This is a genomic window from Frankia sp. CeCAU1 (assembly GCF_977971845.1).
Genome location: NZ_CDWWXA010000200.1, coordinates 1 through 6,345 on the forward strand (window position 1 = coordinate 1; position 6,345 = coordinate 6,345).

Consider the following 6,345-nt stretch of genomic DNA (forward strand, 5'->3'; position numbering starts at 1 on the left):
CCGCCGGGCGGCGTACGCGGTACGCAGAAACGCCTGCTGCAGCGAGCGCAGATCGTCGTCGGTGAGCTCCGCGTCGGCCGCGCCGGGCAGATCCTCGGTGTCGATCAGTGCACGGTAGTCGAAAATCTCCTCAACCCAGGCGTGGAACCGGGTACCGCGACGGGCCGCGGCCACCGGACGGCGCGGCAGCGGCCGGACCAGCTCACGGGCGAACGCCTCCGGGTCCGCACGCAGCCGGACGATCTGGGACGCGGTGAGGCTCGCCGGCAGGGCGACATCGGTCCGCGCGAGGCGTGCCGCGCGTTCCTCGGCGAGCAGCAGCCGGGCCTCCCGGTCGAGCTCGGCGAGCAGGGCGCGCTCGGCCGCCGTCATCCCGGCCGGACCGTCGACGAACGGTTCCCCGGCCGGACCGTCGACGAACGGTTCCCCGGCCGGTTCCGCCGACGCCCCCGGTACGCTCAACGCGGCCAGCCGCGCCATGACCCCCTCGGCCGCGGCGAGGCGCCGGGCGTACGGCTCCGGCTCGTAGGGGATCGGCCAGGCGAACCGTTCCGGCGTCGCCAGCGCCGGGTTGGTACGCTCCGCCGGCTCCGGCGCCCAGACGTCGACCAGCCCACCGCCGGTGCGGGCGTGCTCGGCGAGCTCGTCGAGGAACACCGAGGCACCGCGTGGGGTCTTCTGGGTGGGCCCCCACCAGTGCCCGCTCGCGAACAGCAGCGACTTCGCCCGGGTGACCGCGACGTAGGCGAGCCGGCGTTCCTCCCGCTCGGCGTACTGACGGGCATCGGCCCGGAAGGCGTCCAGGGCGGCCTTCTCGGCGCAGACCGTGAACGCCGGCAGATCGCCGGCGTCGCCGCGCAGCGGGATCGGCAGCACGCCCGGCGAGGTGGTCCACTGGTCGCGCACGGTCAGGTCGGGGAACACCTTGCTGGTCAGGTTTGGGACGGCGACGACCTCCCATTCCAGGCCCTTGGAGCGATGCATTGTCATCAGGGCGATCGCGTCGGCCCCGGACGGGCCGGCGACGTCGAGACCCCGCTCGTGCTCCCGCGCCGCCCGGAGGAATCCGAGGAACGCGGGCAGGGAGTTCGTGCCGTCGGGATCGGTGAAGCCCGCGGCCACCTCCAGGAAGGCCGCGACGTTCTCCTGGCGCCGGGCCCGCACCGCCACCTCGGTCGCCGTGAGCTCCACGTCCAGCCCGATCGTCGCGACCACCCGGTGCAGCAGGTCGAGCAGGCCCTCGCCGACGTGCCCACGCAGCGCGGCGATCTCGGCGGCAAGCCGACGCACCCGGGCGCGCCCCGGCGCGGACATCTGCGGCCCGGGGTCGTCGAGGACGTCCGACAGGGCGACGACGTCGGCGGGGTCGACGTCGGCGACCGCCTCGGCAAGTGGATCGGACCGTCCCGGCAGGTCCGGATCGCCGACCGGCTCCGGGACCCGCGCCGCCTCACGCGCGTGGCGGCCGAGCGCGGCGAGATCCCGGGGGCCGAGCCGCACCCGCGGCCCTGTGAGCAGCCGAACGAGCGCGGCGTTCGCCGTCGGCGAGTCGAGCACCTCCAGCATGGCCACGATCTCGGCGACCTCCGGGACGATGAGCAGCCCGGTCAGCCCGACGACCTCGACGGGCAGCCCGGCCGCCTGCATCGCGGTAAAAAGCGCGGGGATGTCGCCACGGGCCCGGACCAGCACGGCGATGTCGCCGGGAGCGGTGCCGGCGTCGACCACCCGGCGGAGCTGGCCGGCGATCCAGGCCACCTCGTCGGCCCAGCTGACGTGCAACGCGACCACCGCCTCGCCCTGGTCAGCCACGTCGGGCCGCGGGCGGAGCTCGACGACGCGGTGACGGGCCCGCAGCTGTGCGGCGACGGTGTTGGCAAGGCGGAGCAGCCTGCCGCCGCTGCGCTGGTTCACCGACAGTTCGTAGACGGCCGCGGGCGTGCCGTCGGCCCCGGGGAAGTGCGTGGGGAAGTGGTCGAGGTTCGCCACCGACGCCCCGCGCCAGCCGTAGATCGCCTGGCAGGGGTCGCCGACGGCGGTGACCGGATGCCCGCCGCCGAACAGGCCGGTGAGCATCCGCCGCTGGGCCACCGAGGTGTCCTGGTACTCGTCGAGCAGGACGACAGCGGCCCGCGCCCGCTCGGCCCGACCGACCTCCGGCATGGTCTCGGCGAGCCTCGCGGCACAGGTGACCTGGTCACCAAAGTCCAGGACGTCGCGTTCCCGCCGGGCCGCCCGGTACTCCGCCACCAGGGCGGCCAGCTCCCGGCGCCCCCGGGCGGCGGCCGCGCAGCGGCGTAGCTCCCGGCGGACGCCCCGGGTGCCCCGCCGCTGCTCGGCGCGCCGCAGCGCCGCGTCGATCTCGGCGAGCAGCGCGCCGTCGAACGCGACGAGGTCCGCCGGATCGACCAGGTGCTCGCTCATCTCGGCGTCCAGCGCGACGAGCTCGCCGACGAGCGCGCCCAGCGAACGTGTCAGCGCCTCCACCTTCCCGCCGTGGGAGCGGGCGACCCGGGCGGCGAGCTGGTAGCGGGCCGCGCCGGAGATCAGCTGGAGGTCCGGCTCCAGCCCCAGCCGCAGGGCGTTGTCGACGACCAGCCGCCCGGCGAAGGCATGGTAGGTGGCGACGGTCGGCTCCCCATCCACCTCGCCGTCCGCGGCCGGTCCACCCGGGCCCGCCCCGGCCGACGCCTTGCGCAACGCCAGCCGCACCCGACCGGACAGCTCCGCCGCTGCCTTCGTCGTAAAGGTCAGTCCGAGCACCTGGTCGGGCCGCACCTGCCTGGTGGCGACGAGCCAGACCACCCGCGCGGCCATCACCGAGGTCTTGCCGGATCCCGCGCCCGCGATGATGACCCCCGGTTCGAGCGGAGCAGTGGCCGCGGCGATCTGCTCGTCGGTATACGGGACCTCCAGCAGGTCGCGCAGGTCATCCGGGTCGAGCCGGGGAGCGGCGACGCCGCCCGCCGGGTCACCGTCGACGTCGCCGTCGAAACCGGGCAGGAACGGCTGGTGGGGAATCGTCACGTGGACACCCGCGCCCGGCTGCTCCACCTGCGGGTTCACTCGACCACCTGACGTCCCTCGGGCCGCGCGGGGCAGCTCGTCTGGAAGGTGCACAGCGTGCAGTGGTCGCCGGGCGTCGGCCGGAACGCCTCGGCGTCGATGGTGCGCACCGCCGCGTCGAGCACCTCGTCCATCCAGGTCACGCCGTCGGGAGGCAGCGCGCTCTGGGCCTGGACCTCCGGCGGGCCAGGCCGCTCCCCCGGCAGCCGCGGACCGGCCGCCGCAGCGCCGGCATCCCGCCGGAGCTGCACGAGCTCCGCCCCGCCGGGCACCGCCCGGGGCTGATCCGGCGCCGCGGCCGCGAGCACATCGTCGAGCGCGCCGGCCCGCACGGCGAGCTGATAGCTGCCCAACTGGGGGTGGGTGGCGAGCTCGGCGGGAGCGACCGCGGTCCGACCGGTCTTGAAGTCTATGACGTGGACCCGGCCGGCCCCGTCCAGTTCGAGCCGGTCGATGAATCCGCGCAGCTGGACGTCCCGCCCGGCGACCCGTAGGTCGCAGGAGAACCTGACCTCCGCGTCGATCACGCGCCGACCGCGCTCGGCGGCGTGCCAGTCCAGGAAGCGGGCGAGCGCCTCGCGGGCGGCCGCACGCTCCTGATCGGAGCGCCAGCGGGCGTCGAAGTCCAACTGCCGCCACACCGTGTCCAGCCGGGCGTCGAGCGCGGCGAGGTCGGCCGGGGTCCGCCCGGTCGTGACCTCGTCCGCCAGGGCGTGCACCACCTTGCCGAATCCCTGCGCGGTCGAGGCCGGGGTGACCGCGTACGCCTCGTGCTCGAGGAACCACCGCAGAGAACAGGCGCCGATGCTCGACAGCGAGGAGCCGGACAGCCGGATCGGCCCGGCCACCGGGACGACAGGAACATCCGACGTGGTGGGGTCGAGCAGCCCCCACCAGGTGTCCGGGTGCGCGGCCGGCACCAGGGGCCGGCCCGCCTGGTCCCGTGCGGCGGCGAGCGCGGCGAGGCGGGCCTGCGCGGCGGAGCGCATCACCGGGCTTGAGCCCGGTTCCGTCGCCAGCCGGCGCAGGGTCGCGACCAGGCCGACCAGGGTGAGCGGCCGGGCTGGGCGACCGGGCACGTGCTCCACCGCTACCCCCAGTTCCTCAAGGAAGCGGCTCGGCAGGCTGCCGTCGTCCTCGGGGCTGTTCACCGCGGTGACGACCAGCCGGCGTCGCGCCCTGGTCAGGGCGACGTAGAACAGCCGACGTTCATCGGCGAGCAGGTCCTGGCGGGTCAGCGGCGGGCGCAACCCGCCCCGGGACGGCGCGTCGAGCTGCTCCGCACCGAGCAGCGAATGCCGCTCCCGCAGGTCGGGCCAGGTGCCGTCCTGCACTCCGCAGACGACGACGACCTCCCATTCGAGCCCCTTGGCGCGATGGGCGGTCAGCAGCCGCACCCCGCGGCGGCGCACGGACTCCCCGGCCGGCTTGAGGACGTCCCCGGCGATCTGCTGGCGGGTGAGCTCCGCGACCAGGGACGCGACGCCACCGCCCGGCCCACGCCGCTGGCCCAGCCGGGTGACGGCATCGAAGAGCGCCACGACGGCGTCGAGGTCACGGTCGGCCGCGCGCCCGGCGGCGCCCCCGGCCGCCGAGGCATGTCGCAGCCGCGCCGGCCACTCGCTCGCCGACCACAGCGCCCACAGAGCGTCCTGCGGGGCGCCCGAGGAGTCCCGCAACGCCTGACCGGCCGTCCGCAGCAGACCGCCGACCCGCCGGACCGGACCGGCCAGGTCGTCGGGGATCGTCGCCAGCCAGTGGTCGGGCTCGGCGACCGCCGCCCGCAACAGCTCCGCCGACGGCGCCGGATGCTCGGACCCCGCGTCGCGCTCGAAGGTGCGCAGAGCCCGGCCCAGCGCCCGCAGCCCGGCCGGGTCCGCTCCACCGAGCGGCGAGGTGAGCAGGGTGCGCGCCGCGTCGACGGTGAGCGCCCCGGCCGGATCCTCCGCGCAGCGCAGCGCCAGCAGGAGCAGGGCGGCGGCCGGCTCCTGGGCGACCGGCAGGTCGTCACCGTCGGCGCTGACCGGAACGCCGGCGGCGGCCAGCACGCGGCGCAACCGGCCGATCCGCTCGGCCGTGCGGACCAGGACCGCCATCGCGTCCCAGGCGACGCCGTTCTCCAGATGTTCGCGACGGAGCAGGTCGGCCACCGCCTCGGCCTCCGCGCCGGTGCCCGGAAACGTGCGGGCCTGCACCTGGCCCGCCCCGGCGTCGGCGCGCCCGACGAGGTCGCGGTGTGCCCGGATCGCGGCCACCGGAAGCCCGGCGGCCGGGATCCGCCGGGCCACGTGCCGGCTCGCCGCCAGCGGGGCCGGGGCCATCCGCCGACAGCGCCGCAGCGCGACAATCGGCGCCGGCTCGCCGTCGAGGCGGGGGAACCGGGCCGGGAAGCCCAGCAGGCCGGCGACCTCGGCCCCCCGGAAGGCGTAGATCGACTGGTCCGGGTCGCCCAGCACAACGAGGTTGCCACCACCACCGGCCACCGCCCCCAGCAGGCGTTCCTGAGCCGGATCGGTGTCCTGGTACTCGTCGACGAAGACGTGCCGGTAGCGCCCACGCAGCCAGGCGCCCCCCTCGGCACTCTCGGCGACGACCACGGCCCGGTGGACGAGATCGGTGTAGTCGACCGCCCCCTCGAATCCGAACACGTCGAGGTACATCTCGTAGAACTCGGCGAGGGCGGCCCAGTCCGGGCGGCCGGTACGCCGAGCGAGCTGCGCCAGCGCGACCGGTTCGAGCCCGACCTCGCGGGCGCGGGCCAGCAGCGCCCGCACCTCCTCGGTGAAACCGCGGGTGCGCAGGCAACCCACGAGCGGCTCGGGCCAGACCGGCCGGCCGTCCTCGCGGGAACCCTCGATGAGATCGCGCAGCCGACTGTCCTGCTCCGGGCCGGACAGCAGCCGGAGCCCGCCCGGCGGGGCCGGCCGCTCGTGCGCGCGCAGCAGCGCCAGGCACCAGGCGTGGAACGTCCACGCCCCGGGACCTCCGCCGGCCCCGCCCTCGGCACCGAGCCGTGCGGTGATCCGCTCCCGCAGCTCTCCGGCGGCTCGCCGGCTGAAGGTGAGGACCAGGATCGACCGCGGATCCGTCCCGGCTTCGATCCGCGCGGCGACCGCCTCGACGAGCGTGGCCGTCTTCCCGGTGCCGGGCCCGGCGAGCACCAGCAGCGGCCCGACGCCGTGCTCGACCACCGCGCGCTGCGCCGCATCCAGGACGAGCGGACGCGGCGGCGCGACCGGGGCGGCGATCAGCCGGTAGCCGGGGCGCGGGGCGGTGGGG

General features: G+C 76.0%; 2 protein-coding genes. Both read right to left on the reverse strand.

The window, feature by feature from the left end; genetic code table 11:
• A partial coding sequence (locus tag AC08OO_RS21985; RefSeq protein WP_476619010.1) for an ATP-dependent helicase occupies positions 1 to 3,066 on the reverse strand: 3,066 nt, incomplete at its 3' end.
• The coding region (locus tag AC08OO_RS21990) for an ATP-dependent helicase (protein WP_476619011.1) at positions 3,063 to 6,345 on the reverse strand (3,283 nt) is incomplete at its 5' end. The genes AC08OO_RS21985 and AC08OO_RS21990, both read right to left, overlap by 4 nt.